This window comes from Trinickia mobilis (genome assembly GCF_017315705.1).
Lineage (GTDB): Bacteria > Pseudomonadota > Gammaproteobacteria > Burkholderiales > Burkholderiaceae > Trinickia_A > Trinickia_A mobilis.
The window spans coordinates 257,006-282,075 of record NZ_JAFLRF010000003.1 but is presented as its reverse complement, the minus strand read 5'-3'; the positions used below and the strand labels follow the sequence as shown (position 1 = coordinate 282,075).

Annotated in this window: 24 protein-coding genes and 2 pseudogenes; 8 read left to right on the top strand and 18 right to left on the bottom strand. The window is 64.0% G+C overall.

Annotated features, from left to right (window positions below):
• Window positions 1–94 precede the first annotated feature (94 nt).
• Entirely contained in the window at window positions 95–1,510 is a 1,416-nt protein-coding gene (gene glnA / locus J3489_RS06235; protein ID WP_206996839.1) for a type I glutamate--ammonia ligase, read from the bottom strand.
• A 412-nt stretch (window positions 1,511–1,922) separates the two neighbouring features.
• Between glnA and J3489_RS06230 the strand changes: the two genes are divergently transcribed.
• Together J3489_RS06230 and J3489_RS06225 are read left to right on the top strand one after the other, a co-directional pair.
• Window positions 1,923–2,387: a rhodanese-like domain-containing protein gene (locus J3489_RS06230; protein WP_206996838.1), complete on the top strand. Its 465-nt coding sequence runs from the start codon at window positions 1,923–1,925 to the stop codon at window positions 2,385–2,387.
• A gap of 55 nt (window positions 2,388–2,442) precedes the next feature.
• A complete protein-coding gene (locus J3489_RS06225; RefSeq protein WP_206996837.1) occupies window positions 2,443–2,646 on the top strand; it encodes a hypothetical protein in 204 nt (67 codons plus the stop codon).
• A 35-nt stretch (window positions 2,647–2,681) separates the two neighbouring features.
• Here the strand turns inward: J3489_RS06225 and J3489_RS06220 are convergent, their stop codons facing one another.
• The 5 genes from J3489_RS06220 to hrpA form a co-directional block, all read right to left on the bottom strand.
• A complete protein-coding gene (locus J3489_RS06220; protein WP_206996836.1) occupies window positions 2,682–3,509 on the bottom strand; it encodes a competence/damage-inducible protein A in 828 nt (275 codons plus the stop codon).
• Window positions 3,510–3,542: 33 nt separating this feature from the next.
• Window positions 3,543–4,367, bottom strand: a complete 825-nt coding sequence (locus tag J3489_RS06215) for an EI24 domain-containing protein (protein ID WP_206996835.1) — start codon at window positions 4,365–4,367, stop codon at window positions 3,543–3,545.
• Between the two features lie 198 nt (window positions 4,368–4,565).
• Complete coding sequence (locus J3489_RS06210) at window positions 4,566–5,567, bottom strand: sterol desaturase family protein (protein ID WP_206996834.1); 1,002 nt, start codon at window positions 5,565–5,567, stop codon at window positions 4,566–4,568.
• A 100-nt stretch (window positions 5,568–5,667) separates the two neighbouring features.
• Complete coding sequence (locus J3489_RS06205) at window positions 5,668–6,690, bottom strand: YVTN family beta-propeller repeat protein (protein ID WP_206996833.1); 1,023 nt, start codon at window positions 6,688–6,690, stop codon at window positions 5,668–5,670.
• Window positions 6,691–6,838: 148 nt separating this feature from the next.
• Window positions 6,839–10,870, bottom strand: coding sequence for an ATP-dependent RNA helicase HrpA (gene hrpA / locus J3489_RS06200; RefSeq protein WP_206996832.1), 4,032 nt, complete (start codon window positions 10,868–10,870; stop codon window positions 6,839–6,841).
• A 22-nt stretch (window positions 10,871–10,892) separates the two neighbouring features.
• Between hrpA and argA the strand changes: the two genes are divergently transcribed.
• From argA to proP, 3 genes are all read left to right on the top strand, one after another.
• Entirely contained in the window at window positions 10,893–12,272 is a 1,380-nt protein-coding gene (gene argA, locus J3489_RS06195; protein ID WP_206996831.1) for an amino-acid N-acetyltransferase, read from the top strand.
• Window positions 12,273–12,330: 58 nt separating this feature from the next.
• Entirely contained in the window at window positions 12,331–12,606 is a 276-nt protein-coding gene (locus tag J3489_RS06190) for an oxidative damage protection protein (protein ID WP_206996830.1), read from the top strand.
• A gap of 621 nt (window positions 12,607–13,227) precedes the next feature.
• Window positions 13,228–14,700 carry a glycine betaine/L-proline transporter ProP gene (proP, locus tag J3489_RS06185; RefSeq protein WP_206996829.1) on the top strand — a complete coding sequence of 491 codons (1,473 nt, stop codon included), beginning with the start codon at window positions 13,228–13,230 and terminating at the stop codon, window positions 14,698–14,700.
• Between the two features lie 56 nt (window positions 14,701–14,756).
• Here the strand turns inward: proP and J3489_RS06180 are convergent, their stop codons facing one another.
• From J3489_RS06180 to J3489_RS06160, 5 genes are all read right to left on the bottom strand, one after another.
• A complete protein-coding gene (locus J3489_RS06180) occupies window positions 14,757–15,224 on the bottom strand; it encodes a metallophosphoesterase family protein (RefSeq protein WP_206996951.1) in 468 nt (155 codons plus the stop codon).
• A gap of 70 nt (window positions 15,225–15,294) precedes the next feature.
• On the bottom strand, window positions 15,295–15,489 hold the full coding sequence (locus J3489_RS06175) for a hypothetical protein (protein WP_206996828.1): 195 nt from the start codon (window positions 15,487–15,489) through the stop codon (window positions 15,295–15,297).
• Window positions 15,490–15,736: 247 nt separating this feature from the next.
• Window positions 15,737–16,351, bottom strand: coding sequence for a glutathione S-transferase family protein (locus J3489_RS06170; protein WP_206996827.1), 615 nt, complete (start codon window positions 16,349–16,351; stop codon window positions 15,737–15,739).
• A 504-nt stretch (window positions 16,352–16,855) separates the two neighbouring features.
• Window positions 16,856–17,173, bottom strand: a complete 318-nt coding sequence (locus J3489_RS06165) for a DUF4148 domain-containing protein (protein WP_206996826.1) — start codon at window positions 17,171–17,173, stop codon at window positions 16,856–16,858.
• 399 nt (window positions 17,174–17,572) lie between these two features.
• A complete protein-coding gene (locus J3489_RS06160) occupies window positions 17,573–17,899 on the bottom strand; it encodes a DUF4148 domain-containing protein (protein WP_206996825.1) in 327 nt (108 codons plus the stop codon).
• Between the two features lie 325 nt (window positions 17,900–18,224).
• Here J3489_RS06160 and J3489_RS06155 point away from each other — a divergent pair, with 325 nt between their 5' ends.
• Genes J3489_RS06155 through J3489_RS06145 form a run of 3 tightly spaced genes read left to right on the top strand, consistent with a single transcriptional unit; the run spans window position 18,225 to window position 20,969 of the window.
• Complete coding sequence (locus tag J3489_RS06155) at window positions 18,225–19,217, top strand: glycosyltransferase family 2 protein (protein WP_206996824.1); 993 nt, start codon at window positions 18,225–18,227, stop codon at window positions 19,215–19,217.
• Window positions 19,217–19,411, top strand: coding sequence for a hypothetical protein (locus J3489_RS06150; protein WP_206996823.1), 195 nt, complete (start codon window positions 19,217–19,219; stop codon window positions 19,409–19,411). Before J3489_RS06155 ends, J3489_RS06150 begins: the two co-directional genes overlap by 1 nt.
• Window positions 19,412–19,439: 28 nt before the next feature.
• On the top strand, window positions 19,440–20,969 hold the full coding sequence (locus J3489_RS06145) for a glycosyltransferase family 39 protein (RefSeq protein ID WP_206996822.1): 1,530 nt from the start codon (window positions 19,440–19,442) through the stop codon (window positions 20,967–20,969).
• Here J3489_RS06145 and J3489_RS37440 read toward each other — a convergent pair.
• The 7 genes and pseudogenes from J3489_RS37440 to J3489_RS06115 all read right to left on the bottom strand — a co-directional run.
• Window positions 20,933–21,232: pseudogene (locus J3489_RS37440) on the bottom strand (hypothetical protein); the annotation flags it as partial. The gene J3489_RS06145 and the pseudogene J3489_RS37440 overlap by 37 nt on opposite strands.
• A gap of 51 nt (window positions 21,233–21,283) precedes the next feature.
• A pseudogene (locus J3489_RS38540) lies at window positions 21,284–21,385 on the bottom strand (pirin family protein); the annotation flags it as partial.
• Between the two features lie 48 nt (window positions 21,386–21,433).
• A complete protein-coding gene (locus J3489_RS06135) occupies window positions 21,434–22,339 on the bottom strand; it encodes an NmrA/HSCARG family protein (protein WP_206996821.1) in 906 nt (301 codons plus the stop codon).
• A gap of 41 nt (window positions 22,340–22,380) precedes the next feature.
• Window positions 22,381–22,986 (bottom strand): FMN-dependent NADH-azoreductase, encoded by a 606-nt coding sequence (locus J3489_RS06130; protein WP_206996820.1) that lies wholly within the window; start codon window positions 22,984–22,986, stop codon window positions 22,381–22,383.
• A 21-nt stretch (window positions 22,987–23,007) separates the two neighbouring features.
• Complete coding sequence (locus tag J3489_RS06125) at window positions 23,008–23,586, bottom strand: YceI family protein (protein ID WP_206996819.1); 579 nt, start codon at window positions 23,584–23,586, stop codon at window positions 23,008–23,010.
• Between the two features lie 68 nt (window positions 23,587–23,654).
• Entirely contained in the window at window positions 23,655–24,215 is a 561-nt protein-coding gene (locus J3489_RS06120; RefSeq protein WP_206996818.1) for a YceI family protein, read from the bottom strand.
• Between the two features lie 8 nt (window positions 24,216–24,223).
• Window positions 24,224–24,784, bottom strand: coding sequence for a cytochrome b (locus J3489_RS06115; protein ID WP_206996817.1), 561 nt, complete (start codon window positions 24,782–24,784; stop codon window positions 24,224–24,226).
• Window positions 24,785–25,070: the final 286 nt, after the last annotated feature.

The following is a 25,070-nucleotide window of genomic DNA, read 5'->3' as shown; positions in this document are numbered from 1 at the left end:
GGACGGCACTGCCGTCCCTTCGCTGCCGATCGCAAGCATCGGATGCGCTTCGCCGGATGGTGGGGCGAAGCGCATGTACCTCGCATGCCCCTGTTTACAGCGAGTAGTACATCTCGAACTCGATCGGGTGCGTGGTCATGCGGAAGCGTTGCAGCTCGCCTTCCTTCAGTTCGAGGTAGGCGTCGAGCATCGCGTCCGTGAACACGCCGCCGCGCGTCAGGAACTCGCGATCCTTGTCGAGTGCGTCAAGCGCCACGTCGAGGCCGGCGCACACGGTCGGGATCTTTGCATCCTCTTCCGGCGGCAGGTCGTACAGGTTCTTGTCCGCGGCTTCGCCCGGGTGGATCTTGTTCTGCACGCCGTCGAGACCCGCCATCATCAGCGCCGAGAAGCACAGGTACGGGTTGGCCATCGGGTCCGGGAAGCGCGTTTCGATACGGCGGCCCTTCGGGTTGCTCACGTGCGGAATGCGGATCGACGCCGAACGGTTGCGCGCCGAGTAAGCGAGCTTCACCGGGGCTTCGAAGTGCGGCACGAGACGCTTGTACGAGTTCGTCGTCGGGTTCGTGATCGCGTTCAGCGCGCGGGCGTGCTTGATGATGCCGCCGATGTAGAACAGCGCGAATTCCGACAGGCCCGCATAGCCGTTGCCCGCGAACAGGTTCTGGCCGTCCCTCCAGATCGACTGGTGAACGTGCATGCCCGAGCCGTTGTCGCCGACGACAGGCTTCGGCATGAACGTCGCCGTCTTGCCGTACGTGTGCGCGACGTTATGGACGATGTACTTGAGCTGCTGCGTCCAGTCGGCGCGCTGCACGAGCGTCGAGAACTTGGTGCCGATTTCGTTCTGGCCTTGGCCCGCCACTTCGTGGTGATGCACTTCGACCGGAATGCCGATCTGCTCGAGCAGCAGACACATTTCCGAACGGATGTCCTGGAACGAATCGACCGGCGCGACCGGGAAGTAGCCGCCCTTGGTGCCCGGACGGTGACCCGTGTTGCCGCCTTCGAATTCCTTGCCGGCCGACCACGGCGCTTCTTCCGAGCCAATCTTCACGAAGCAGCCCGACATGTCCGTGTTCCACTGGACCGAGTCGAAGATGAAGAATTCGGGTTCCGGACCGAAGTAGGCGGTGTCGCCCAGGCCCGTGCTCTTCAGATACGCTTCAGCGCGCTTCGCGAGCGAGCGCGGGTCGCGCTCGTAGCCCTTGCCGTCGGCCGGTTCGATCACGTCGCAGGTCATCACGAGCGTCGACTCTTCGTAGAACGGATCGATGAAGGCTGTATTCGCGTCCGGAACGAGCAACATGTCCGACGCCTCGATGCCCTTCCAGCCGGCAATCGACGAACCGTCAAACGCATGGCCGTTCTCGAACTTGTCTTCGTCGAATGCCGACAGCGGCACCGAAACGTGTTGCTCTTTGCCGCGCGTATCGGTGAAGCGGAAGTCGACAAACTTGACGTCCTCGTCTTTCACGAGTTGCATGACGTCGGCCACGGATTTACTCATATCCTTTTCTCCTAATTGATGAAATCGGCGGTTTCCGCCGTCGCCCAATCTAGCTGATCGACTGCATCGACGCTATAGCAGGCGATCAAAACGATCGCCGGCTGTTAAAGCAGCTTCCATGCCAATGAGGTGCTTCCCTGGCGTAAATGCTTGTGCGCCATGCGTCCCCGTGAAACGCTCACGCCCTGTGTTGGATCGTCCGGCCCTTGCGGTGCCGAGGCGTCGGCCGCTTTGGCACGAAAATGGTGCAATCCCGATATCGGCGGCCATCCAGATTTCCATTTCGGTGCATCCCGCGTATTCTGCACCTTCTCGGAGCATGGCGGCGATCCGCGGTCCGAGGAGGCGTCGCAGCTTGCTGTTATGTGCGGCGCGCTAGAATGATCTTTTGGTCCACAGGAGACAGACCGTCATGAGTACGCTCGAACAACTTTATGCCCAGGCCGACAAGCGCCGTGCCGACAATCAATTGATGTATGCGGGTGCCGTGTCGCCGGCCGAGGCATTCGAGCTGCTGCAACTCGACCCGCGCGTGCGCCTCGTCGACGTGCGCACCCGTGCCGAGCTCGACTGGGTCGGCCGGCCCGTGATCGGCGACGGACAATACGCGCACATCGAATGGACCCGCTACCCCGGCGGCGTGCCGAACCCCGAATTCCTCGATCAGCTGCGCCAGGTCGCCTCGCCCGACACGCCCGTGCTGTTTCTGTGCCGCAGCGCCGCGCGCTCCAAGCTCGCTGCGGTCGCCGCGAGCCAAGCCGGCTTCACGCAGGCGTACGACCTGCTCGAAGGCTTCGAAGGCGGCAAGGATGGCCAGGGGCATCGGAAAACCGTCGAAGGATGGTGCTATCGCGGGCTGCCGTGGATCGGCGCTTGAGCCGTGACGCCGGCCAGCCGGTCATAGCCCGTTTGGAAATAAGCGGATTGCTAACATGTCCGGCCAATCACTTCTCCCCGCTTGGCTGTCGGCCGCATACGGAATACGCGATGCGAAACTGCACAAGGCAGTGCTCCCCATCTATCCACCGAAGCGCCGCATTGATTTCTCGCTCGACGGCATCCGCTACGAAGCCCCATTCAGCTTCAATAGCGGAATGGGGCCGGGGGATGGCAAGCCCGGCCCGATCTGGGTCTGAGTGCTGAACAGCAAGAGCAAGTGCGCGACGCAAGCTCAAGCCGGGCTGGCTGGCCGCGGCTCCGCCTCGACGATATCGCCGCCGAGCAGATGCACGCCCTCGCGCAGCTTCACGAACGCCGCCGCCACGGCCTCTGGCTCGCCTTTCACGCCGAGGTCGATATGGCGGCGCGCAAACATTCCACCCTTCTCCGCATCGCCGACGCTCGGCAAGCTGAACACCCGTACGCCCGGAAAATCGGCTTCGATCTTTTCCATCAGCGGCGTGAGCCTCGATTCCGGCAGCTCGAACACGAATAGCGAACGCTCCGCGTGCGGCGTCTGGTGATGCAGATGCGCGTACTTCGTGTCCAGCACCCACTCGATCATCGGCCACGCCATCACCGGGAAGCCCGGCACGAAGTGATGGTCCCCGACCGAAAAGCCGGGAATCTTGTTGTAGCCGTTCGGAATGATCGACGCGCCGCGCGGAAAGACCCCCATGTTCAGGCGATGCAGGTTATCCGGCGAATTCAGGTCGACCGGGTGCGGCGATCCCGCCGGGTGCGTGTCGCGAATCCGTTCGCGGATCAGCTCGGCGGCTTCGGGATGCAGCTCGAGCGGCACCTCGAGCGCGGCCGCCGCGCATTGGCGCGTGTGGTCATCGGGCGTGGCGCCGATGCCTCCGGTCGAGAACACGATATCGCCTGAAGCGAAAGAACGGCGCAGCGTCGCCGTGATGCGCTCGCGCTCATCGCCGACGTATTCGGCCCACGCGAGCGACAGGCCCCGCGCCGTCAGAAGCTCGATGACTTTCTGCAGATGCTTGTCGGTGCGCCGGCCCGACAGGATTTCATCGCCGATGATGATGACGCCAAATGCCATAGCCGCCTCGCGAAAAATAGAGCGCCCCGGCTCTCAAGCCAGGCGCTCGCCGTGAACGTCGGCCTGCTCGGCGCGCAAGCGCTGCAGCGCGCGCAAGCAGTAATAGCCGAACCATAACGCCGAAAACACCAGAATGAACGAATAGATCCAGATCGTCGCCGCGGTGACGACCGGGAACAGCACAATGAGCCATACCGACGACGCCCACAACAGCGTCGGCAGCGAGCTGAGCAGGCCGCTCGCGATGCCGATCACCAAGAGCGGCAGGCGGTGCCGGCGCACGAGTTCGCGCCGCTCGTCGCGGCTCGCGTGCAGCGCGAGCGCGTCGTAGGTCATCACGCGGTAGGTGAGCCAGCCCCACAAGAACGGCGGGATCAGCGCGAAGAACGGCGGAATCAGCCACAGCGGCAGCGTGATGACAAGCAGCACGAGACAGACCAGCGTCGTCACGAGCGCGTGCGCGAGGCTGCCGAACCAGGTCCCGCCGCGGCGCAGCTCGAGGCCCGCGAACTGCCGAGCCGACAGATAGCGGATCACCGCCGGCATCGACAGCATCGCGATCAACAACAGCACGCTCACGACGATCAGCGGAATCGCCGCCGCAATCACGAGAAACGGCGCGATCACCGTGTGCAGCGCCGAGAAGCCGACCCAATCGAAAATCTTGTAGAGCGTGTTCGTCAGCGTCCAGCCGTCGAGCCACGCGTGGGTCCGGTTGACGAGCGTCTGCCACGAAAACCAGAGGAACACGCCCCAGACGACCGAGGCCACGGCAAATGGCACGAAGGTCAAGAAGAGCATGCGCGGGTGCAGCGCACTCGCGAGCGCCCGGCCGAACGAGCGCAGCAAATCATTCATGCGAGCCAGAACGAATGTAGAGATTTAGGAAGGATCTGTGTTGCGCGGACAGAATAAACCACTCTCGGCGTCGCCGCTAAGCGTGGTTCATCCAGATGAAGAGGGGCAAGGCGAACGAACGTGAAAGCTCGCCAAGAACACGCGCGAGGCGCGAGGCCCGTGCCGACCCGCCGCGCCCAAGCGCGCAAAAGGGCCGCTTCAGACCGCAGCTGCGCCCCCGCCGCCGGAAGCGCGCCGCTTCGGCGACAGGCGCCGCGCGATGCGCACGAACGCGAGCCAGTGCTGCGACCAGAAACCTTCGCCGTATGACTCGCCCTCGTATTGCTGGCGAATGCCCGTAGGCTCGACTGCGCGATTCCACGACGCGGTCTTGAACAGCACGTCCCACCACGGGAACAGCACGCCGAAGTTGCACCCGTACTTGGTGCCTTCGTGTCCGTAGCCGACGGCGTGATGCCGGCGATGGAACGCCGGGCTCACGATCAGGCGCTCGAGCAGCCACCCGTAATTCAGCTTCGCGTTCACATGCTGAATGCTCTGCGCGAAGTTCGTGACCGCCGTGAGCACGACGAACTGCGCCGGCGGCACGCCAATCGCGAGCGCGATGGCGGCGAAGAAGCACGCCTGGATCACGTCGTCGAGCAAATGATTGCGGTCGTCGCACCAGAGCGACATCTGCCGCTGGCTGTGATGCACCGCATGCAGCTCCCACCAGACGCCGAAGCGATGCTGCCAGCGGTGATACCAGTAGCCGGCGAAGTCGAGCACGGCGATATAGATCGCAAACGCGACGATCGGCTGCGACGTGACGCCGGGCCACAGGTTGTCAAGGTCGATGTTCGAGATGTTCTTGAAGCGCAGCCACGCCTGGAAGTTGTCGAAGATCGGCTGAAACGCGAAGAAGAAAAACAGATTGAAGACGCCGAGCTTCGCGATGAACGTGTACAGCACGTCTACGCGCACCGCCTTGCGGTTTTGCCACTTTTCGACGGGCATCAGCGCTTCGAGCGGCCGCAGCACGGCATACATCGCGACGATGGTGAGCACGCCGACGATCACCCAATAGAGCCGGTCGTACGTGTCCTCGTCGTAGTCCATCAAGTCGAACTTGAAGAGCAGCGGCTGAACGACGTCGACGTAGAGCAGCGTCTGCACCGCCGAGACGAAGCTGTCGAGGGACGAGACGATCAGATGGAACATGAGCGGTGCCTGAGCTGGAGTCCGGTTGGCTAATGCGGCTTTATGCGGCTTTATGCGGCTTTATGCGGCTTTATGCGGCTTTATGCGGCTTTATGCGGCTTTACGCGCCATTCGCCGCCGTCACCGGCGCGCGATCGAAGAAATAGATCCCGTGCGGCGAGCGCCCGACCGGAATGGTCTCGATCAGCTTGCGCGACGCGAGATCGATGATGCCGACCTTCTTCGCGAAGCGGAACGTCACCCACAGGTACTTCTTGTCCGAGGTCAGTTCCATGTCGTCGGGGCCGGGCAAGAGGCCGGTGATGTCGCCGGCGTTGGTGAGCGTCTCTTCGTCGATGATGCTGATCGTGCTCGCGACGCGGTTGCTGACCGCCACGTGCCGGCCGTCGTCGAGCGAGCGGAAGTTGTGCGCGCCCTTGCCGGTCTGGATCGTCTTGACGACCTTCTGATTGCGCCAATCCACCACGGCGACGTAATCGGCGCCCGTCATGCCGACGAGCAGGTATTTGTCGCCCGGCGTCATCCACAAGCCCGCCGGCACCTTGCCGACCTTCATCTTCCATTTGACGGTTTGCGTCGGCAGATCGACGGCGGCCAGCTCGCCCGATACCTGCAGCGTGACGAACACCGTCTTGCTGTCGTTCGAGAACGCCATGTGGCTGGGCATCACTTCGAGCGGCAGGCGCTTCACCAGGACGGGATCGTGGCCGTCGTAGCGGTAGATGTCGAGGCGGTCGAGGCGCAGGCCCGTCGTCACGAACCATTTGTGGTCCGGCGAGAAACCGAGCTGGTAGGGATCTTCGATGTTTTCGATCCAGCGCTGCGTCTGGCCCGTTTTCGGGTCGACGAACATCAGGTTGTTCGAAACGGAGTTGGCGACGATCAGCGACGCGTTGTCGGGCGTCGCCATCAGGTGATGCGGTTCCTTGCCGGTCGGCACGGTGGCAACCACTTTGTGGGTCGCCTGATCGATCAGCGACAGCGTGGCTTCGCCGGAGTTGAGCACGATGACGTTGTTCGCATGCGCGGCGGTGGAAAACACGCCCGCTGCCGCCGCGAGTGCCACACCCGCCGCGAATGCCCCGGAGATGCCGCTCGAGCCCGCGAGGAAAAATTTGCGCATATCAACCTACGAAAAAATTGCAGCCGCCATTCTAGAACGTTTACGCGGGCGTCCGGTTGACTTGCCTCAATAGAAAATCGGTCCGGAAACGCCGGTTTGACGCGGTTTTGGCGGAAATGGACGGCGGCCGGATGCGGTTTGGGAACGCTTACCGCTGCATCGATTCCCAGACCTTGTGAAGCCGCTTGACCGACACCGGCATCGGCGTGCGCAGCTCCTGCGCGAAAAGCGATATCCGCAGTTCTTCGAGGAGCCAGCGGAACTCCGCGAGGCGCGGATCCGGCACGCCGCCGCGCTGCGACAAAGCGCGCTGATAGTGCTGCACGAGCGGCATCAGTTCGGCGGCCTGACGCGTGTCGCGCGCCGGGTCGGCTTTGAGCTTGTCGACGCGCAGCGCGATGCCCTTCAGGTAGCGCGGAAAATGCGCGAGCTGCACGTAGGGCGTGTCGAGCACGAAGCGCTTGCCGATCAGCGCGTTCAACTGGTTCTGCAGATCCGCGTGAGCCGCCGCGAACGGCTTCGCCTGCACGAGCTTTTTGGCCGCCGCCGCATAGTCGGCGAGGATCTGCCCGACGAGCCGCGCGATCTCCTGCGCGAGCAGGTTCAAGCGGCTCTTGCCTTCGTCGCGGCGCGCGTGGAAGCTCGCGTCGTCGTCGGGCAGCGGCTCTTGCAGGCAGGCGCGATCGAGCGCCGTGTCGATCAGCTGATCGCGCAGTTCCTCCTGCGTGCCGAGCGGCATGAACTGCATCGCCATCTCGCGCAGCCCCGGCAGGTTCTTCTCCAGGTACTTGATCGGCTCGCGCAACTGCAGCGCGAAGAGGCGCCGCAGGCCCGCGCGATGAATCCGCGCCGCCTCCTCCGGCGAGTCGAACACCTCGACGTCGCAGTGCGTCGCGCGGTCGACGAGCGCGGGGTAGCCGAAGAGCGTCTGTCCGCCGCGGCGGATTTCCAGCAGCTCCGGGAGCTTGCCGAAATTCCACGTGGACAGATTGTCGTAGAGCGCGGTGGCCGGCGCCGTCCCCGGCGCGCTGCCTTGCGCGACGCGCGCGCCGCCTGCCGACGCTGTGGTTGGCGCAGGCTTTCCGGCGGCTTCGTCCTGGCCGCCTCGAACCGCGCCGCGCGCCCCTTCTCCCCGGCCAGCCCCCGGCGCCGCGCCGCCGCCCAACGTCGCGCCCGCCGCAAGCTTCTGGAAATGCCGCTGGGCCTCGCCGCCCAATTCCGCGCGCAACTGCGCAAGATTGCGCCCCATCGCGAGCTGCCGGCCGTGCTCGTCGATGACCTTGAAGTTCATGAACAAGTGCGCCGGGAGAGTCTCCAGCTTGAAGTCGGACTGCTTCATCGCGACCTGCGTCGTATCGCGGACGTCGGCGATCAGCGCGTCGACAAGACCGCCCGCGCCGAAGCGCTCGCCTCCCGTGCGCTCGACGAAACCGGCCGCGTACTCGGGCAGCGGCACGCAATGACGGCGCAGTTTCTGCGGCAGCGACTTCAGCAGCAATTGCGTCTTTTCCTTGACCATGCCCGGCACGAGCCATTCGGCCCGGCGCGCGTCGACCTGGTTCAGCGAGAAGAGCGGCACCGCGAGCGTCACGCCGTCGCGCGGCGAGCCCGGTTCGAAGTGGTACGTGAGCCCCATTTCGACCCCCGCCATCGTCATGCGCTTCGGAAACAGATCGGTCGTGACGCCGGCCGCTTCGTGGCGCATCAAGTCGTCGCGCGACAAGTAGAGGAGCCGCAGCTTGTCTTCCGGCTGGCCGCTCTTTCGGACTTCGTCGCGATACCAGCGCTCGAACGCCGCGCCCGTGCAGATGCCTAGCGGCAGGGCCTGGTCGTAGAACGCGAAGATCAGCGCGTCGTCGACCAGCACGTCCTGGCGGCGCGACTTGTGCTCGAGCTGCTCGATATCGGCGAGGAGCTTGCGGTTGTGCGCGAAGAACGCGAGCTTCGTATCGAACTCGCCATCGACCAGCGCGCCGCGGATGAACAGCTCGCGCGCGCGCCGCGGGTCCGCCTTGCCGAACGCGACGCGCCGCCGGTGATAGACAGGCAGGCCGTACAGCACCGCGCGTTCATACGCCGACACTTGCGCCGCACGCTTTTCCCAGTGCGGCTCGGAAAGCGACTTCTTGAGCAAATGCGCGCCGACTTTCTCGATCCACTCGGGCTCGATTTTCGCGAGACAGCGCGCGTACAGGCGGCTCGTTTCGACGAGCTCGGACGCCATCACCCAGCGCCCCGCCTTCTTGACGAGCGACGAACCCGGCCACAGGAAGAACTTGATGCCGCGCGCGCCGAGATAGTGCGGCTCGTCGTCGGCTTTGAGGCCGAGGTTGCCGAGCAGGCCGGTCAGCAAAGCGAGGTGGATCTGCTCGAACGTGGCTTCGGTCTCGGAGAGTCGCCAGCCGTGCTCGCGCACGACGGTCAGCAATTGCGAATGCACGTCGCGCCATTCGCGCAGGCGCAGATGCGAGAGGAAATTCGCGCGGCACGCGTCGGCGAGCTGCCGGTTCGACTTTTTGTGCGCGACGGCTTCCTCGAACCAATTCCAGATCTTGAGCCACTGCAGGAATTCGGAGCGGTCGTCGGCGAAGCGCTTGTGCGCCTGGTCGGCCTGCTCCTGCGCTTCGATCGGACGGTCGCGCGGGTCCTGCACCGACAGCGCGCTCGCGATGATCAGCACTTCGGCAAGCGAGCCTTGATCGCGCGCGCCGAGAATCATCCGGCCGACGCGCGGATCGAGCGGCAGGCGCGCGAGCTCGCGGCCAAGCGGCGTGAGCGCGTTGTCGTCGTCGACGGCGCCAAGCTCGTTCAAGAGCTGGTAGCCGTCGGCGATCGCGCGGCCCGGCGGCGGCTCGATGAACGGAAACGTTTCGATCTCTGTCAGATGGAGCGACTTCATCCGCAGAATCACCGACGCGAGCGACGAACGCAGAATCTCCGGATCGGTGAAGCGCGTGCGCGTCTGGAAATCGGTGTCTTCGTACAGACGGATGCAGACGCCGTCGGCGACGCGGCCGCAGCGCCCCGCCCGCTGATTCGCCGCCGCCTGCGAGATCGGCTCGACCTGCAACTGCTCGACCTTGTTCCGATACGAATAGCGCTTCACGCGCGCGAGCCCCGTATCGACGACATAGCGGATGCCCGGCACCGTCAGCGAGGTTTCGGCGACGTTGGTCGCGAGCACGATGCGCCGCGCGTTCGACGGCTTGAACACGCGCTCCTGCTCCGCCGCGGACAAGCGCGCGAAGAGCGGCAGGATCTCGGTGTGCGGCGGATGGTGCTTGCGCAGCGCCTCGGCGGCGTCGCGGATTTCGCGCTCGCCCGGCAGGAACACGAGCACGTCGCCCGAGCCCTCGCGGCCCAGCTCGTCGACGGCATCGACGATCGCGTCCATCAGGTCGCGGTCTGCCTCCCGCGCGCTTTTCGGGCGGTCGCGGCCGGACGTGCCGACGGCCGCCTTCACCGCGGGGCTGGCCTCGTCGATCGGCCGGTAGCGCACCTCGACCGGATAGAGCCGCCCGCTCACTTCGATCACGGGCGCGGGGTGCGCTTCACTGCCGAAATGGCGCGCGAAGCGATCGGCGTCGATCGTCGCCGAAGTCACGATCAGCTTCAGATCGGGCCGCTTCGGCAAGATCTCCTTCAGATAGCCGAGCAGGAAATCGATGTTCAGACTGCGCTCGTGCGCTTCGTCGATGATGAGCGTGTCATACGCGCGCAACAGCGGATCAGTCTGCGTTTCCGCGAGCAAAATGCCGTCGGTCATCAGTTTGACGGACGCGCCTGGCGCGAGGTTGTCGGTGAAGCGCACCTTGTAGCCGACCACTTCGCCAAACGGTGTGCCGAGTTCCTCGGCGATGCGGCGGCCGGTCGCCGACGCCGCGATCCGGCGCGGCTGCGTGTGGCCGATGAGGCCCGTGCCGCCCGCGCCGAGCCCTCGTCCGAGCGCAAGGCAGATCTTCGGCAACTGGGTGGTCTTGCCCGAGCCGGTCTCGCCGGAGACGATCACGACTTGGTGCCCGGAGATCGCGCGCGCGATCTCGTCGCGCCGGCCGGACACCGGCAGCGCTTCGGGAAATTCGATCGGCGGAACGGGATTCGGCTCGACGCGGCGCACCGGGCGTGCGCCTTGCTGCCCGCGCTCGCGCGCCGCGGCAGGCTTTTTGGGTACATTCGACATGGGGGCGCATTATAATCCCGGCATGAATTCTCAAACCGACCTCATCTCTGCGCCCGAGCCCGTTCCGAGCCCCCCGCCGGCATCGGAAACGGTCTCCGAACACGCGCAATTCGTCGACTGGATGCGTTCGGTCGCTCCCTACATTCACAAGTTCCGGAACAAGACTTTCGTGGTCGGCTTCGGCGGCGAAGTCGTACACGAGGGCTTGCTCAACGCACTCGTGTCCGACATCGCGCTTTTGCAGGCGATGGGCATCCAGATCGTGCTCGTGCACGGCTCGCGCCCGCAGGTCGAAGAGCAGATGAACCTGCACGGCGTGCAGTCGGAGTTCTCGCACGGCATGCGCATCACCGATGCGCGCGCGCTCGAATCCGCGAAGGAAGCCGCAGGCGAGGTCCGCCTCGATATCGAAGCCGCGATCAGCCAGGGCTTGCCGAACACGCCGATGGCGCACGCGCACATCAGCGTCGTGTCGGGCAACTTCGTGACGGCGCGCCCGGTGGGCATTCTCGACGGCGTCGATTTTCAGCACACCGGCGTTGTGCGCAAGGTCGACGCGGAATCGATCCGCCACTCGCTCGCGAGCGGCAAGCTCGTGCTGCTCTCGCCGCTCGGCTTCTCGCCGACGGGCGAGGCGTTCAATCTCTCGATGGAAGACGTGGCGTCCGCTGCGGCGATCGCGCTGCGCGCCGACAAGATCGTCTTTCTCACGGAGACCCAGGGCCTGACGTACGAGAACGGCGAGCTGATTGCCGAAATGTCGCTCGACGAGGCGTACAGGCTGCATGAAAGCGGCGAAGTCAAGGGCGACGCGGGCTTCTATCTGAAGCATTCGGTACGCGCGTGCCGCGGCGGCGTCGCGCGGGCGCACATCGTTCCTTACGCGCTCGACGGCAGCCTCTTGCTAGAACTGTTCCTGCACGACGGCGTCGGCACGATGATCTCGTACGAAAACCTCGAAAGCCTGCGCGAAGCGACGCCGGACGACGTCGGCGGCATTCTCCAGCTGATCGAGCCGCTCGAATCGGACGGCACGCTCGTGCGGCGCGGGCGGCACCAGATCGAGCGCGACATCGATCACTTCTCGGTCATCGAGCACGACGGCGTGCTGTTCGGCTGCGCGGCGCTCTATCCGTATCCGCAGGAACGCATCGGCGAGATGGCGTGCTTGACGGTCGCGCCCGAAGCGCAAGGCTCGGGCGACGGCGAACGGATCCTGAAGCGCGTCGAGCAGCGCGCCCGGGCACGCGGCTTGACGCGCATCTTCGTGCTGACGACGCGCACCGAACACTGGTTCCTGAAGCGCGGCTTCGTGAAGGCCACGGTCGACGACCTGCCCGAAGACCGCCGCCGCCTCTATAACTGGCAGCGCAAATCGCTCGTGCTGATGAAGCAGCTCTGAGCGACGGCGTCCAAGTCACGCTACGCTGTCCCCCCATCGACTACAGGAGAAGCACAAGATGACCCGTATGGTTCAATGCGCGAAGCTCGGCAAGGAAGCCGAAGGCCTCGATTTCCCGCCGCTGCCGGGCGAGCTCGGCAAGCGCCTCTATGAAAGCGTTTCGAAGGAAGCGTGGCAAGCGTGGCTCAAGCATCAGACGATGCTCATCAACGAGAACCGCTTGAACATGGCCGATCCGCGCGCGCGACAGTACCTGATGAAGCAGACCGAGAAGTTCTTCTTCGGCGAAGGCGCCGACCAGGCTTCGGGCTACGTGCCGCCCGCGCAAAGCTGACCTTCTCAAGCGGTACGGCTCAAAAAAACCGGCTCGCGAGCCGGTTTTTTTGTCCGTGACAAGCCGGCTTCCGACAGGACCGCCAACGCCTTTCCGCACGTTCCCGATCGCCGCCCCTCCTCCCGCCTCAATTCCCCGTCCAGCAACCGATCGAGCGCTTCACCCGGCCCGCCGCCGAGCCCCGATTTGCAGCGAACGCTTACATCGTGATACTATCTGCGTCGTTCCAACAGCAATTCACCTTCATTCGCGTTCAATTTCGTACACGCCTCATTTGCGGCGAAGCGCAATTGAATAACTTTTGACACAGAAAGGCTTGTCGGTTGCAGCGCGCTGAAGCGCATCGCTCATCCGGCCTTTTTCGTTCCAAGCCTTGACACGGCGTGTGCCGGCCCCGGGGAATTCGCCCCGTCAGCCGCCGGTTCGATCTGCTCTCCCAAGCGGGCAGGCGCCGCACCAGCAGCATCTCTCTCGAGTGCACTTTCGCGTGTTCGGCGCGAGGCACGGGCGTTTCTTTTTCTTCGATTTGTCCGTGGCCGGCTCGAACTCGCGAGCGTGCACTTTTACGGCAACCGTGGCGAATCGCATCCCGATTCGGCTCAGTCACAGGAGTTTTCGACCTTGACCGCTTCCCTTAACGGCCCCGCGCCAAACCAACGACAACAAGCCCTCCTCGAGGCAGACGACGTCACCGTCGTCGATAAAAGCCTTCTCAAGCGCGCAGTCGGCGCGATGGCGCTCGGCAACGCCATGGAATGGTTCGACTTCGGCGTGTACAGCTACATCGCCGTGACGCTCGGCAAAGTGTTCTTCCCGTCGAGCAGCCCGTCCGCGCAATTGATCGCGACCTTCGGCACGTTCGCCGCCGCGTTTCTCGTGCGGCCGATCGGCGGCATGGTGTTCGGGCCGCTCGGCGACCGCATCGGCCGCCAGCGCGTGCTCGCGATGACGATGATCATGATGGCCGCCGGCACGTTCGCGATCGGCCTGATCCCGAGCTACGGCACGATCGGCATCTTCGCGCCCGCGCTGCTGTTGCTCGCACGTCTCGTGCAGGGCTTCTCGACCGGCGGGGAGTACGGCGGCGCCGCGACCTTCATCGCCGAATACTCGACGGACAAGCGCCGCGGCTTCATGGGCAGCTTCCTCGAGTTCGGCACGCTGGCGGGCTACATCCTGGGCGCGGGCACGGTCGCGCTTCTGACGGCCACGCTCAGCGAAGACGCGATGCTCTCCTGGGGCTGGCGCGTGCCGTTCATGATCGCCGGGCCGCTTGGCATCGTGGGTCTCTACATCCGCATGAAGCTCGAGGAAACGCCCGCGTTCAAGCGCGAAGCCGAAGCACGCGAGGCGCTCGACAAGGCCGCGCCGAAGCAGTCGTTCGGCAAGATGCTCCTCACGCAATGGAAGCCGCTCCTGCTGTGCGTCGGCCTCGTGCTGATCTTCAACGTCACCGACTATATGGCGCTGTCGTACCTGCCGAGCTACCTGTCGGCGACGCTGCACTTCGACGAAACCCACGGCCTCTTCCTCGTGCTGATCGTCATGGTGCTGATGATGCCGCTGACGCTCGCGGCGGGACGCCTGTCGGATGCCATCGGACGCAAGCCGGTGATGCTCGCGGGCTGCGTCGGTTTGCTGGTGCTGTCGATTCCCGCGCTGCTCCTGATCCAGACCGGTGACACGCTGCCCGTGTTCTGCGGCCTCATGATCCTCGGCGCGCTGCTGTCGTGCTTCACGGGCGTGATGCCGTCGGCGCTGCCCGCCCTCTTCCCGACCACGATCCGCTACGGCGCGCTCGCGATCGGCTTCAACGTGTCGGTGTCGCTGTTCGGCGGCACGACGCCGCTCGTCACCGCCTGGCTCGTCGAAACGACCGGCAACCTGATGATGCCCGCGTACTACCTGATGGGCGCGGCGGTGATCGGCATCGTGTCGGTGGTCGCGCTCGCGGAGACAGCGAAGCAGCCGCTCAAAGGCTCGCCGCCCGCGGTGGCGACGCGCGCCGAAGCGCATGCGCTCGTGCGCCAGGCGCGTGAAGCCGAGGAGATGGACGACGGCGTCTACGCGCCGGTGGCAACGGTCAGCGCGTAACGACACAGCCGGAAGCGAGACGGGCGCTGCGCACGATGCGCAGCGCCTTTTGTCGTTTACGCGACGAGCGTATGCAGCGACGCTTCGGCGCGCTCGCCGTCTACCGTCAGCATCCCCGCCGAGATCGGCAGCTTGAAGCGGCGCGGGCCCGCACTGCCGGGATTGACGAACAGCACGCCGCCGCGCGCTTCGACGCGGGGCTGGTGCGAATGCCCGGTGACGACCACGCGGACGCCGCTCGCCAGCGCATCGGCATGCAAGCCCGCGATGTCGTGCACGACGTGGATCTTCACGCGCTGGACTTCGAGTGTCGTCGACACCGGCAATTGCATGGCCCATTCGCCGAAATCGTTATTGCCGCGCACCGCGGTCACGGGCGCGATTTGCGCGAGCGCGTCGAGCACGTGGGGCGCGCAGATATCGCCCGCGTGAATGATGGCGTCGCATCCCGCGAGCCATTGAAGCGCTTCGGGACGCACGAGGTTGTGGGTGTCGGAAATCAGGCCGATGCGGGAGACGCTCATCGCGTTCGTCGCGCTCAGTTGCGAAATGAGCTGCGAAATCAAGGTCCCGCCATCTTACGCGCACTTCGATTCAATACAGCGCGCCGTGATGATGCGCGCAGATGAATTCGCGCGAACGAGTCAGTGCGGCCTGCGCGCCTTTCGTCGCGACCATGAGGCTCACGCGGCCAAGGCTGAAATCCGTCGAGACGAGCATTTCCATCAGCGCGACCATCGGCAGCACCACCGACGGGTTGTACAACTGCTTTTCGATCAGGTCCCTCATTTCCGCCCCTTCGCGCTGTGCGGTTTTTCGGGCCGCGACGCCTGCCGTATTTCGATAGGCTCAATTCTAGGGACGAGGGCCACGCGGATAAATGCGCGAAAGTGGAAGTCACTTGTCGGGGCAAGCGAACAATTGCTGCGGCCGCCTGGACGGGCGCGCGAAAGCGCGCGGCGGCGGGCCCGGAGGCGGATCGCGCACCGGTTCGTGCGGACCGGTGCGCGTTGAACTTCAATGAACGGACGCCCTGCTATTCGAGCGGCGCGTTGATGAATTCCGGCAGCGCCTCGGCACGCGCCGAAAACGCGGCCAGTGCCGGATAGCGCGCGGAATCGATCGCGCCGGGCAGGATGTACTGCGTGAAGCGCCACACAACCGCTACGGTGATGTCGGGCTGCATGATCCGGTTGCCGGCGAACCAGCCGTCCGCGCTGCCGATCTGCTTCTCGAGCAGGTCGTAGGCGGCGGCCAGTTGCCCTCGCACCCGCACGAGCCACGGCTCATGCTGCTTCTCCAGCGGTCGAAGCTCGCACTCGTACGCGATCTGCACCGTCTTCTCCGCGGCCGCGAGCGCATAGCCGACCCATTGCAGCGCGCGCATGCGGTCGGCGCCGCGCTGGGGCATGAGGCGCGCGTCGGGCGGAACCTTATGGTCGAGATGATCGAGAATCAGCGTCGATTCGATCAGCATGGTCCCGTCGTCTTCGATGAGCGTCGGCGCCTTGACGATCGGATTCAGACTCGCGAACTCGTCGAACGTGCGAAACACTGACAGACTGCGATGTTCGAACGGAATGCCGAGCACCGCCATCGAGATAGCGACGCGACGCACGAACGGGGAATCCAGCATGCCAACTAATTTCATGATGCCTCCCGTCCCCTTGAGGGAGGGAGCAGCGAACGATAGTGAGCGTGAGGGTCGTTCATTCGGGCCTCGTTTCTTCAGAGTGAAGGGAGGATGACTGTAGCAGCGAATGCGGCTTTGTGAAAAGGTTTGCCGGCGCCGCTCGCGACGAGCAGGCCTTCGTTGTAGCCGTGCGTCTCTTCGCCGTACGCCTGCTCAGCCAGTTGGAAAAACCGCATCTTAAAAGCGGAACGAGCGCCCTACCCGATACAGCGCGCTGGAGACGGTCCAGTACAGCCGCATTCGATTCGGAGTTCGGAACGGGAAAAAGCGCCCGGACAGACCGACCGGGCGAAGCCACCGGATTGCCGGCGGCGGAGGTAACTGCAAATTTCGCGAGCCAGCCTTCTTGAAGCGCTTGAATCGACTGCGGGCCGGCTTCGTATTTCTCGCTTCCGGAGCGCAGCTAAGCGATGTGCGTACCGGAAGCTTCAACGGCCGGGAGAGCATCCCGGCCTCAACTGCTTACTGACCGAAGAAGATCGGCTTCGTGCCGGCCGCCGCCGCGTGGCTTCCCGATTGCGACGACGCGCTCACGGCCGGGCCGTAGCCGGTCGCCTGCGCCCCACCGGCCTTTTGCGCCGCGACGCGGGCTTCGGCGGCCTGGATGTCGGCCGGATAGTTGTAGTCGTCCGCCCGGGCCGGGTTGTAGCCGGCTTGTTCGAGCTCGATGAGTTCCTGGCGCACTTGCGCGCGCGTCAGAGGCTGATTCGACTGGGCAAACGACACAACCGGAGCAGCAAGGATGGCGGCGATGGCAACGGCTTTGATCAGCGATTTCATGATGAACTACCTCCAAAGATTGTCTTGTCGGGGCCCGCAAACAGGTGTGTTCGGAGCCGATGAAGACAGTCTAGTCGCGCGATCCTTAAGGGTTAATACCTAATTGGAGAAAACATTGTTGTTGGCAGCGTCAGAATGACAAATCGCTTTCACACGCATTCCGTGGCGGCGCGATCGACGTGTCGATGCGCGCCGCCGACCGCGCCGACAAAGGGAAAGGGCCTCAAAACAAAAAAGCCCAGTCCGAAATCAGACTGGGCGAAGTCGCCAGGGCAAGCGACGGAGATTCCACGCAGGTTGCGAAGCAGGCCCTAAAACAATTCGGCCTGCTTCGCATTCATTCGATGTCGGGCGCCCGCGCGGGCGCCGATGCCAGCTCGAAACCCGCCGGACTGCCGATTACCGATGCACATAGATCGGAGCCGAATAGCTGCTGACCACCTCGTCGGTGCGCTGGCCCGATTGCGACGTGGCGTTCGCTTCCGAGCCAAAGCCGCTCGTATTCGCTTGCGCTGCGCCGTTTGCTGCAGCGACGCGGGCTTCGGCCGCTTGGATATGGGTCGGATAGGCGGTTTTGTCGCTGCCTGCGTGATAGCCGGCCTTCTCCAACTGGACCAGATCGGCACGCACTTGCGCGCGGGTCACAGGCTGGTTCGATTGGGCGAACGACGCAACGGGAGCAGCGAGAACGACAGCGAGGGCGACAGCCTTGACGAGCGATTTCATGATCGATACCTCCATAGTTTTGACTTCCGAAGCCGCAAACTCGTGGGTTCGTCTCGTCTGCAGCGGTTGAAGGCCAGTCTAAGAGTGCTTCGATCTAGGGTAAATACCTAGATTATGAATTCACTATTCTTCAATCGCGGACAATGCCGCGAACGCCCCGCGTTCACGGTAAGCCATCGCTAACAGCGATCACTCGCGCGTGCGTGCAAAACGCAATGTCAAGAAAACGTCAAGAAAATTTTTCGAAATAATTGTTTCCAATTTGGTAACATTCGCAAAATTTAGAAATAAGGCCTGAAAAATGAAGCACGTAGCGGGAGAGGGGATGGCGCTTTTGCCCCCCGCGGGGACTCCCACCACCTCGCACGATTCGGGTACAAAAGACCTGATTTCGCTCGTCGTACCCTTCTATAACGAAGCGGCCGTGGTGGATGCCTTCTTTCGCGCAGTCCCGCCGGTGCTGCAAGGCATCGTCGATGCCGACTACGAGATCGTCTGCGTCAACGACGGCAGCACCGATCCGACGCTAGGCCTTCTGCTGTCCGCCCGGGCCGACAATCCGCGCATCAAGGTCGTCGACCTTTCCCGCAACTTCGGAAAGGAATCCGCCATGACCGCGGGACTCGACGCGGCGTCGGGCGACGCCGTGATCCCGTTCGACGCCGATCTTCAGGACCCGCCTGAAGCAATCCCGCGCTTGGTGGCCAAGTGGCGCGAAGGGTTCGACGTGGTCCTGGCAATACGCGCCGAACGCAATACGGACGCGTTTCTGAAGCGCGTGTCGGCAGGACTCTTCTACCGCGTGCACAACGTCATCTCCGAGATCCGGATCCCGGAAAACGCCGGGGATTTCCGCCTGATGTCGCGGCAAGCCGTCGATGCGCTCAGGCAGTTGCCGGAAAACCGCCGGTTCATGAAGGGCCTGTTCGCGTGGATCGGCTTCAAGACCGCGCAGATCGAGTACGTGCGCTGCGCCCGCTGCGCCGGCAAGACCAAATTCTCCGCGTGGAAGCTCTGGAATTTCGCGCTCGAAGGGCTCACGAGCTTCGGCACGCTGCCGCTGCGCGTGTGGACGTACGTCGGCTGCGGGACCGCCGCGTTCGCCATTGCCTACGCGGGATATCTGTTTCTGCGGACCATCGTGCGGGGCGTGGACGTCCCCGGTTACGCGTCGATCATCACCGCCGTGCTTTTTCTCGGCGGCATCCAGCTCATCGGCATCGGCGTGATCGGCGAATACCTGGGCCGCATCTATATCGAGAGCAAGCGCCGGCCGGTCTACATCGTGCGCAAGATCCACGGACAGAGCAGTACCTGATGCGCGGCCGGGTCTTGCAGTTTCTCGCCTGCGTTCTCGTCGGCGCGGCAGGCACAGGCGTGCAGTACGTCTTGCCGCCCGCTCGATCCTTCCCGACGCTCGGCGTGCTGGCGCTGACCGGCCGCGCCAACACGAACTCGACATTCCCAAGCGCGACGGCACGACGGCCGGCAAGCCCGGACCTCCTCACCTGAATCCAACAACGGCTCTTCCCACTTCTCAATGGCAGAACCCACCGCCACACTCCATCCCGGCTCCGGCCTGTTGCCAACCCAAGCCGACGCCGTCTCCGCCGCTTCGCCGCTCATTGCCCTTCTGCCGATTCACGCGCTCGTCTGGACGCTGGCCGCGTGGCTCTCGCGCGGCAACCTCGACGTCCAGGGCGACATGATCGAAAACTACGCGTGGGGAGCCGAATGGCAGGCCGGCTACTCGAAGCACCCGCCGCTCTTCGCGTGGATCACCGCGGCGTGGTTCCACGTCTTTCCGCATACGGACTTCGCCTATTTCGCGCTGTCGGCGGTCAATGCGCTGGCGGGGCTCCTCGGCATCGTCGCGTTGGCCGGGCGGTTCCTGCCGCGTCCGCTGGCGGTGGCGGCCGGGCTTGCGATGGCCGTTTCCCCCCTCTATTCGAATCTGGCGATCAAATTCAACGCCAATGCCGTGCTGCTGTCGGTGTGGCCGTGGACCGCGTACTTCTTCGTCCGCTGCATGCAGACCGGCAAGCGCTGGCCGGCCCTGGCTCTGGGCGCCTGCGCCGGACTCGCGATCCTCGGCAAGTATTTTTCCATCGTGCTCATCGTGGCCCTCGCAGGCGCCTCGCTTGCGCGGCCGCAATGGCGTGCGAGGCTCGTCAACGTCAATACGCTGCTGGTCGCGGCCGCAGGCCTTCTGGTGTTGTCTGCGCACTTCCACTGGCTCGTCGTGAACCACTTCCCGACCTTCGGATACGCAGAGCGGCGAACCGGAGGGACGCTGCCGGCCGCGGCGCTGCGTTTTAGCATCTATACGCTTGCGCAAGCGGGCTATCTGCTGCTCTCCTTTGCATTCGTCCTGCTGCTCGTCGGGCGGCAACGTCTGCGCGCCGCCAAGCTGATCGCACTAAGCCACTTCCGGCCCTCCTTGCATCGGGACCTCTGGTGGCTTGCCATCGGGCCGCTTATCGTCGTCGGCATCATCGCCGTTGCGAGCCGCACGCAGATGGCGTCCGTGTGGGGCATGGCCGAATGGTTTGCGCTCGTGCCGCTTTGGCTTGCCGCCCTGGATCGCGCGAAGATCGGTCTGCAACCGGGACGCGCAACGCGAGTGCTCGGCGTCTACTGGGTTCTCGTGCTCGCCGCCACCGCTGTCGTCGGGTACGCCGGCGCCAAGCGCAACACCGATGACGCGGCCGAGCCGCGCGCGGAATTGGCCGCGACCGTTCACACGCTCTGGCGCGAGCGCACCGGGACCGACCTGCCGATCGTCGCGGGAGCGACCCACGAGGCCGAGTCGGTCGCTTTCTATAGCGACGGCAACACCCGCTATTGGGACATCGCCGATCCCGATGCGACACCGTGGCTGAGCGCGGCCGATGTCGCCCGGCAGGGCGCGGCGCTCGTCTGCCCGAGCGGCGATACGGCATGCCTGAAGGCGGCGGCGGCGTTCAGCAACACGAAGCCGATTGCTGTCGAGGTCCGCAAGAAAGCCTGGGATATGACGCTCCCGGCACACGATTACGACGTGTTCCTGATGATGCCGCGCCGGGGCTGACTAAAGGGAAATCCCGAGGGAAATCCCAACGAAACCCGCAAAGCGCTCGGCTGTTGCGGGTTTTCCGGCGTCATGGAGGCGCCGTCGAGGCGCTTGGCGCCGGGACCGGACTCGAATATCAGCACCCTATCCACGCCGTTGAGTGCAGTAACGGCATCGGCACCCGCAGCGGCCAGGCCGTCGGTGCGCGCGGCCGCCAGGCTCGCCAGGGTGGCCAGGCCCAGCGCGCCGCCCATCATGAACGACGTGTTGACCACGCCCGAGGGCGGATCAACGCACCACGCCCTTGGCGCGCAGCTCGCCACCATCGTTCCTTCGTGGCCGATGGATTCCATAAAGCGACTTTGCCCTTCCATCGCCAAGGTCAACGTGGCGATGCCCGAATGCGGATGCCAGCCGAAACCCTGTTGGCCAATCGCCTCTTGCGTAGCTCATGGAGCCTTCTCGTTCGGAGAGGTGTGTTTTCAGGCGGCTGCCGGGATCGCGAAGTTCGCTTTGGCCCATGCGGCAAACTTCGTCGGCTGCTGGCCGGCGACTTTGTTGGCGAGCGCGATCGCGTCGAGCGAATCCGGGCCGAGATACGTGTGCGCTTCGAAGTAAGCGAGCATCGCCGCGATTCCGTCGGCGTGCGGAAACCAGCCGGAAAAAACCTCACGCGGGACTTGCTTGAACGAGAGCGTGTTTCCTTGTTGATTCAGGGTGGCGATGATCTCGTTGAAGCTCAGGAAATCGCCGACCAGCGCCAAATGTTCGCCGCGCCCCGCGAGTTCCGGCTGCGCGAACGCGCCGACCACGAGGCGACCGAGTTCAGCGATGTCGCCCATATGGATGACACGCCGCTCCGGATCAAGCGGCAGCGCCCAACCCACGGCGCCATCCGGTTGCTTCTGCGGAGCCATTAGACCGATCAGGTTTTGGTAATAGAACGGCGCGATCACGAACGTGTGGTACGCAAATCCGGCTTCGCTCACGATGGGTTCGACTTTCGCCTTGGCCGTGAAATGCGGGACATTGATCGTGCCGCCGCTGATCGTCTCCACATTGGGAAGCGTCGACCAGATGAAGTGCCGTACACCGGCGTCTTTCGCCGCGTTGACTGCGGCGAGTGCCTGCTTGGGTTCGTCCGCACCTGCCTCCCAAGAATTGGTCACCAGGAAAACGCCGTGTGCTCCGGCAAACGCGGCTTTAAGCGTTTCCGGACGATTGAAATCCGCCAGAACGACTTCGTCACCCAGATTCGGATGCTTGGCCGGATTGCGCGTCAACGCGCGCACTTTGAATTGACCGCTCGCCTGCAGCGCGCGCACAACGGCGCCGCCTTGCTGACCGGTTGCGCCGACGACGGCGATGAGCTTCCGGGCGTTCGACATGGTTTGCTCTCCAGTGAGTGTTTTGTTGGGGCGGTGCTACCTCACGCAGCGAGCGCGGCGGTCTCTTTCTTCGCCGAGGCGATGGCCCCGCTGCGTGCCTCCGGACCCATCGCCACACCTTCCGCGCGAATGAATGTGATATCCGTGATGCTCAGAAAGCCGAAGGCCGCCTTCAGATAGGTTTCCTGATGATCGAAGAGGGCGGTTGGCGAGCCTTCGCTGTAAACGCCGCCGCGCGACGAGGCGATGACCAGCTTCTTGCCGTCGCACAGTCCGACCGGGCCGTGCTCCCCGTAGCGGAACGTCTTCCCGGCGACGGAGATGCGGTCGATCCAGGCCTTCAGTTGAGAGGGCACGCCAAAGTTGTACATCGGCGCGCCGATGACCACGATGTCGGCTGCCAGGAACGCCTCGAGCGCGACCTGGCCCATGGCAACGTCGGACTTCAAGGCATCGTCGACCGGAGCGCCTTGCGCGGCGGCGAGGTGTGCTGCCGTCAGATGGCCGATCGGTGTGGCGGCAAGGTCGAGACGAGTGACCGTGAGATCGGGATGGCGGCCCCGGAAGGTCGCGACTACATCCGCTGACAGAGCACGGCTGACGGAGCCTTGCCCGAGGATGCTGGAATCTACGTGTAGCAGTTTCATGAGATTTATCTCCGAACGGAATTACTGCTTGAGTGCTTCGGCCGAGATGAGCAGCTTGGTCTTCATACTGAAGCCGTACGCCTTGCCGAAGTCGACGCCGAAGTCGCTGCGATCGAATTCGCCCACCGCGTCGACGCCGCACACTTCGCGCTTGAGCATCGGATGCGGCATGCACTTGAACGAGTCGATATTCAGCGTCAGCGGCTTGGTCACGCCGTGGATCGTCAGATTGCCGACGACAGAGGCCGGTTGGTCGCCCTTGAACTTGATCGTGCCCTTGTAGGTCGCTTCCGGGAACTTCGACGCGTCGAAGAACTGATCCGACTGCAGGTCCTGGTCGAGCTTCGTGCTACCCGTGTGGACCGACGCAATGTCGGTCGTCACTTCGACGGTGCCGGTCTTTGCCGCGCGATCGAGCGTCACCGTGCCCTGCGACTTGTCGAACTTGCCGCGCCAGACCGACAGACCGCCGATGTGGTCGGCCTCGAAGCTCGGGTACGTGTGGTCCGGATCAAGCCGGTACGTCGACATGTCGGCGAATGCCGAAAACGACAGCGAGGCGGCGAGTGCACCGGCCGCGATCGTCAGATGCTTCTTCAAATCAATCTCCTTGAAACGTCAAGTTGCCGCGCCCGTGCGCGGTATCGGGTGATGCAACGCTGCCGCGCTTACTTCGTGGCAACGATGTGAAACTTGATCTGCACGTCGTCGGCGACGACCGACGTGTCCTTCCACTCGCCTGTGCCGACGTTGAACACCGAGCGCTTGATCGGCAGCACGCCGTCGAACGTCTGCGTCGCGCCGCTCTGCGTAATCGTGACCGGCACCGTGACGGTCTCGGCCTTGCCCTTGATCGTCAGCTTGCCGGTCACGTTGTACTTGGTGCCGCCCGCGGGCGCGATCGCCGACGACACAAAGGTCGCCTGCGGATAGGTCTTCGCATCGAACCAGTCCTTGCCGGCGACCTGGTCGTTGTACATCTTGTCGCCGAGGTCGAAGCTCGCGATGTCGATCGACAGCTGCGCGCTGCCTTGCGCGGCATTCGCCGGGTCGAACTTGATCTGTGCTGCGAACTTCTTGAACACGCCCTCCGTAGGCACGTTCATCTGCTTCGAGATCGCGGACACCTTGCTCTTCGACAGATCGACGTCGGCCAGCGCCGCACCCGATGCGACGAGCGACACCGCAGCGAACGCCGCCACCAAGGAGCGGAAGAAAGTCACTTTCATGGGATCCTTCATTTGGTAAAGGGAAGCATCCGCGACAGCAGGCCGTCACGGTCCAACACCTGATGCTTGACCACCGCGAGCACATGCATCACGACAAGAGCAAGCAACACGTCATTCAAGAACACGTGGAGCGTCTTGAAGGTTTCCTTCAGCACCGGATCGGGCGCGATCAGGCGCGGCAGCGGCACGACGCCGAGGTACACGACCGGAATGTTCGACGCCGAGCTGTACAGGTAGCCGGTCACGGGAATCACGAACATCAGCACGTACAGCACGACGTGCACCGCGTGCGCACCGATCCGCTGCAGCGCCGGCATATCGGACGGCAGCGACGGCGGCACATGGGTTGCGCGCCAGATCACACGCACGATCGCGAGCGCGAACACGGTCACGCCTATCCACTTGTGCCATGAGAAGTACTTGAGCTTCGTCGGCGTGAAGCCGGGGATGTCGGTCATCACCCAGCCGAGCGCGAAGCCGCAGATGATCAGCAGCGCGATCAGCCAGTGCAGCGCGACCGCGGTCCTCGTATAGCCGGGCCGCGCGGTCGACGGAGAATTCGAAGCCATGAGTTCCTCAATTTAGCGAAAGGTCGCGATCGTGTCGGCCGGGCGGTCTCCCGTCTGGCTGGCTCGGTCACGCGCCGACGGTGTCGAATGGCGAGTGACGTTCAGCCGAACAGCTTGTTCGCCGTCTTGGCGATCAGTTCACCCTGATGGCGCGTGCCGGCGAGCTCGATCGCGAATTGACCTGCCTTGCCTGCAGTCTGGAAGCGGCCGCCTATTGCGTGACACCGCCAGTATGGGGATTTAACGCGTTTCGCACTAGACGGTAAAATAGGATTTGATTAATCCA

What these genes read in the sequence shown, in the direction of transcription:
- J3489_RS06145 (WP_206996822.1), top strand. Translation starts at nt 19,440, where the DNA reads ATGGCAGAACCCACCGCCACACTCCATCCCGGCTCCGGCCTGTTGCCA.
- hrpA (WP_206996832.1), bottom strand. Translation starts at nt 10,870, where the DNA reads ATGTCGAATGTACCCAAAAAGCCTGCCGCGGCGCGCGAGCGCGGGCAG.
- J3489_RS06230 (WP_206996838.1), top strand. Translation starts at nt 1,923, where the DNA reads ATGAGTACGCTCGAACAACTTTATGCCCAGGCCGACAAGCGCCGTGCC.
- J3489_RS06135 (WP_206996821.1), bottom strand. Translation starts at nt 22,339, where the DNA reads ATGTCGAACGCCCGGAAGCTCATCGCCGTCGTCGGCGCAACCGGTCAG.
- J3489_RS06150 (WP_206996823.1), top strand. Translation starts at nt 19,217, where the DNA reads ATGCGCGGCCGGGTCTTGCAGTTTCTCGCCTGCGTTCTCGTCGGCGCG.
- J3489_RS06115 (WP_206996817.1), bottom strand. Translation starts at nt 24,784, where the DNA reads ATGGCTTCGAATTCTCCGTCGACCGCGCGGCCCGGCTATACGAGGACC.
- J3489_RS06180 (WP_206996951.1), bottom strand. Translation starts at nt 15,224, where the DNA reads ATGAGCGTCTCCCGCATCGGCCTGATTTCCGACACCCACAACCTCGTG.
- J3489_RS06170 (WP_206996827.1), bottom strand. Translation starts at nt 16,351, where the DNA reads ATGAAATTAGTTGGCATGCTGGATTCCCCGTTCGTGCGTCGCGTCGCT.
- J3489_RS06165 (WP_206996826.1), bottom strand. Translation starts at nt 17,173, where the DNA reads ATGAAATCGCTGATCAAAGCCGTTGCCATCGCCGCCATCCTTGCTGCT.
- J3489_RS06215 (WP_206996835.1), bottom strand. Translation starts at nt 4,367, where the DNA reads ATGAATGATTTGCTGCGCTCGTTCGGCCGGGCGCTCGCGAGTGCGCTG.
- J3489_RS06210 (WP_206996834.1), bottom strand. Translation starts at nt 5,567, where the DNA reads ATGTTCCATCTGATCGTCTCGTCCCTCGACAGCTTCGTCTCGGCGGTG.
- J3489_RS06155 (WP_206996824.1), top strand. Translation starts at nt 18,225, where the DNA reads ATGGCGCTTTTGCCCCCCGCGGGGACTCCCACCACCTCGCACGATTCG.
- J3489_RS06175 (WP_206996828.1), bottom strand. Translation starts at nt 15,489, where the DNA reads ATGAGGGACCTGATCGAAAAGCAGTTGTACAACCCGTCGGTGGTGCTG.
- J3489_RS06120 (WP_206996818.1), bottom strand. Translation starts at nt 24,215, where the DNA reads ATGAAAGTGACTTTCTTCCGCTCCTTGGTGGCGGCGTTCGCTGCGGTG.
- J3489_RS06190 (WP_206996830.1), top strand. Translation starts at nt 12,331, where the DNA reads ATGACCCGTATGGTTCAATGCGCGAAGCTCGGCAAGGAAGCCGAAGGC.
- J3489_RS06130 (WP_206996820.1), bottom strand. Translation starts at nt 22,986, where the DNA reads ATGAAACTGCTACACGTAGATTCCAGCATCCTCGGGCAAGGCTCCGTC.
- J3489_RS06160 (WP_206996825.1), bottom strand. Translation starts at nt 17,899, where the DNA reads ATGAAATCGCTCGTCAAGGCTGTCGCCCTCGCTGTCGTTCTCGCTGCT.
- argA (WP_206996831.1), top strand. Translation starts at nt 10,893, where the DNA reads ATGAATTCTCAAACCGACCTCATCTCTGCGCCCGAGCCCGTTCCGAGC.
- J3489_RS06205 (WP_206996833.1), bottom strand. Translation starts at nt 6,690, where the DNA reads ATGCGCAAATTTTTCCTCGCGGGCTCGAGCGGCATCTCCGGGGCATTC.
- J3489_RS06220 (WP_206996836.1), bottom strand. Translation starts at nt 3,509, where the DNA reads ATGGCATTTGGCGTCATCATCATCGGCGATGAAATCCTGTCGGGCCGG.
- glnA (WP_206996839.1), bottom strand. Translation starts at nt 1,510, where the DNA reads ATGAGTAAATCCGTGGCCGACGTCATGCAACTCGTGAAAGACGAGGAC.
- J3489_RS06225 (WP_206996837.1), top strand. Translation starts at nt 2,443, where the DNA reads ATGTCCGGCCAATCACTTCTCCCCGCTTGGCTGTCGGCCGCATACGGA.